The sequence below is a fragment of the Chamaesiphon sp. VAR_69_metabat_338 genome (genome assembly GCF_031423935.1).
Classification (GTDB): Bacteria; Cyanobacteriota; Cyanobacteriia; order Cyanobacteriales; family Chamaesiphonaceae; genus Chamaesiphon.
The window spans coordinates 1-3,548 of the sequence record NZ_JANPGM010000453.1; the positions used below are offsets into that span (position 1 = coordinate 1).

Consider the following 3,548-nt stretch of genomic DNA (forward strand, 5'->3'; position numbering starts at 1 on the left):
GGATTCTCTCGTTAGGAACTAGCGAGACTGCCGATGGAGGCAACGTCAGACCAAGCAGGGGTCGCAAGACATCTGTGAGGCGGTCGCCCTCGAAGTCGGAAGCCCGCTCTCTATCCGTAGGATGAGAGTCGGGTAGTTCACACTCATCTATTTGGTAGAATAGAGTGAAGATTAAAAACAATTCCACTATGGTACGAGCTTATCCGCAAATACTGAAGCTAGAAGAATTTCTGAAACTACCAGAAACAGAGCCAGCTAGTGAGTTTGTCGCCGGACAGATCTTTCAAAAAAACATGCCTCAAGGAAAACACTCGTGACTGCAATTCAGACTATGTAATGCAATTAGTGATGCTGTAGAACCACAGCAATTGGGGATGGCATTTCCAGAATTACGCTGTACCTTCGATGCTCGCTCGTTGGCGGAGCCGCTCCCCTGGAGCATCGTGCCTGATGTAGCAATATTTAGATGGCCAAGAATTCCTGTCGATCCAAATGGCGAAATTAGTAATTCTTGCATGGCTTATCCCGATTGGACGATTGAGATTCTTTCTCCAGAGCAAAGCCCGACCAAAACTATTAGTAAGATTTTGCACTGTCTCGATTGTGGGACACAATTAGGTTGGTTGGTAGATCCATCCGAAAAGCTGGTAATTTGCTTCGCTCCCAAACAGCAACCCCTCGAAATTATTGGCGAGAAAAATCTGCCTGTGCCTGATTTTCTCAAACTAGATTTCACGGCAACACAAATGTTTAGCTGGTTAACTCCTAACCCTTAAAATGCTACCTGGCGATCTGCTCATCTATCGACATAATGGCGAATCGATCGTCCCCAAACGCATCGAAATTGACGCGCACCACATTCAGATGGCGATCGAGATTATCGATTGCTTCACGTCCGTGACTGGCGGCACTCAGGGACAACTTGATGAAATGCTCTTGGAGCTAGAAGGCGATAGCCCCGACTTTCGCGTCAAGCGGGGATTTGCCCATCTGCTCAAGAGCCAAAGCTTTAGTAACTTTGAGATTGTCAGCCCCCTCCAGCCGTCCGAACTGCGCGAACGCGTCTATGCCCTCTCAGCAACTTCCAGCCCCAGTGTGGAGCATAGTAAGACCACCTTAGCGACACTTGCCAGTACTCTCTCCCAAGAGTTGAGCGCGGAAATTATTCCCGCTCAAATTACCCAGGGTTTATACGCGGATTTGCCCGAAAATCGGATTTTAACCGAGTTTACCGCACCCGATCCGATCGCCCTGATTCATCGCTACAATCTCTCCCAAGTTCAGGGTGTATTTTATCGCGCCAGCGAATTAACTATCAACGCGCATCGCAATGTCCCCGGTCAATATAAGTTACTATTTCGCTATCTGAAACTATTTCAGTTAATGACCTATATCGAAGGCGATGCCGACCACGGCTTTACCATTAAAGTCGATGGCCCGACGAGTTTATTTAAAGCTAGTACCCGCTATGGACTGGCGATTGCCAAATTAATTCCGGCAATTTTGCACGTTACTAAATGGAGCCTGAGCGCAACGCTCCAAACCAAAGATTTCTATACTGGCAATATCAAAGTCGGACGGTTTAGCCTGACTGATAAATGTGGTTTGGAAACTCACTATCCACCAGGAAAATCCTACGATAGTATGCTCGAAGCGGGATTTGCCGATCGCTGGGACAAGCTCAAAACTGAGTGGGTACTAGAGCGAGAAGTGAACTTATTACCAATTCCTGGCAGCGTGATGATTCCCGATTTTCGGTTAGTTCATCCTGATGGCCGCGATTATATTTTAGAAATTGTCGGCTATTGGCGACCGGAATATTTACAGAAAAAATTTGCGCAAGTCCATAAGTCTGGCTGTAAAAATCTCATTTTAGCCATCTCAGAACGATTGAATCTAGAGAAAGCAGGATTGAATGCCAGAGATCTGCCTTGTGAGGTGATTTGGTTTAAGGATAAGTTATTACCTAAGTCAGTATTAGAAGTAATCGATGGAGTTAAAAGTTGAAATCGAAAATCGATAGATAGCAGTAGATAGAGCTGTTATCGTACATTAGCTCGAACGATGCCAAGCAACAAACTTAGCTTATTACGATCGCTGATGCGCATCCAACCAACCAGTTAAATCCCCAATCTGCGTAAAATCTAAAGCAGCATCCAGTAAATCTTCAAGCTGACTCACCGACAATCGATCCAATCTCTGGCTTACCTCCGGATCTAATTCCCCCACCCGTCGCTGCAACACCCGCGACACCAATCTTAAAGCCTCTTGTTGTTCTCCCTGCTCGATGCCCTGCTCGATGCCCTGCTCGATACCTTGTGCCATCCAACTAGTAACGATTTGCATAACCTGCTCCTTTTCAGACTCCTTCTTAATACTAGCAACTTCAGTATCGAACTCGATCTCCTCTGTGGCATTAAGAGTAAGATAACTATCGACAAACCCAGATAGAATTGAAACTCTTGCTGGATCTAACTTGAGAGTAGCAATCGATCGCAAACATTCTACCTTAACCTTTGCCCGATCTTGACGATCGATCTTCATTTTCGACATCAAAGCTGCAGCAACCGGATTCTTCTGCTTCAAGAAATCTCGCCAATTCAACTGGTTCAATTGAATCTTGAGGAAATTAAAGTCTAAAATATCCAATCCTGGTAATCTGACCCGATACCGATCCGGCTCCTGCCGTTTGGGTTCGTCAAAAGAAAAGATCGCAATTGGGTAAACTGGTTCCAAATATTGGCGATGCAACTGCGCAAAATATAAGAACATCCGTCGATTGAAATTAGCCTCGGAAGATGACTGATGTTCGCAATTGACGATCGCCCATACCTTACCGGCATCTGGCTCATTCGGACGACGGCGCAGATTAATCCTTACCACCAAATCCATCGCCCGACGATCGCCTGCGATAAGATCGGTAAAGTATTCTTGAGGCAGAAACTCAAAATTATCTGGGTCGATATTAGTAGCTAATTCAGGTGCAAACAAATCGAGGAACTCTAAGAAGAATGTACTCAACAGTTGTTTGAACAATTGGTCGTGGTCGATCGTTCTTGGCATGGGAAAATCAATATTTTAGTTTGAGAATCTGACTCGCGATCGACTTAATTAAAGTCGATCGATTAACCATGCGATCGCACCCGCTACATCTGCCACAATTTCTCCTTCAGGCAAGCTCGGACGTTGCACCATAATTACCGGCAAACCCAACTCCCGCGCGGCAATAATTTTGGCATAAGTCGCATCGCCGCCGCTATTTTTACTCACGATCGCTTGAATCTGATATTCTCTGAATAATTCACGTTCGCCTTCGAGACTAAATGGCCCTCGATCGAGTAATAATTTGCCTGGTGGTAATGGGATACTCGGATCGGGCGGATCGATCGATCGCATCAGACACCAGCGATCTGTGAGCACGGCAAATGGGGCGAGTTGTTGTCTGCCGATCGTTACAAAGATTCGCTCTGCGCTAGCTGGAATCGCCGCCACAGCAGCTTCAATGCTTTCTACCTCAATCCATATATCTTCAGGCGATCTCGCCCAGG

Annotated in this window: 3 protein-coding genes and 1 pseudogene; 2 read left to right on the forward strand and 2 right to left on the reverse strand. The window is 46.1% G+C overall.

Features of this window, described 5'->3' with window-relative positions:
* Positions 1 to 188 precede the first annotated feature (188 nt).
* Together RMO84_RS12525 and RMO84_RS12530 are read left to right on the forward strand one after the other, a co-directional pair.
* A pseudogene (locus RMO84_RS12525) lies at positions 189 to 776 on the forward strand (Uma2 family endonuclease).
* A gap of 1 nt (position 777) precedes the next feature.
* A complete protein-coding gene (locus tag RMO84_RS12530) occupies positions 778 to 2,007 on the forward strand; it encodes a DUF790 family protein (protein ID WP_310488785.1) in 1,230 nt (409 codons plus the stop codon).
* A gap of 81 nt (positions 2,008 to 2,088) precedes the next feature.
* Here the strand turns inward: RMO84_RS12530 and RMO84_RS12535 are convergent, their stop codons facing one another.
* Positions 2,089 to 3,063, reverse strand: coding sequence for a DUF4351 domain-containing protein (locus RMO84_RS12535; RefSeq protein ID WP_310488786.1), 975 nt, complete (start codon positions 3,061 to 3,063; stop codon positions 2,089 to 2,091).
* 48 nt (positions 3,064 to 3,111) lie between these two features.
* Positions 3,112 to 3,548 (reverse strand): precorrin-6A/cobalt-precorrin-6A reductase (locus RMO84_RS12540; protein ID WP_310488787.1); only part of this gene is annotated, 437 nt, incomplete at its 5' end.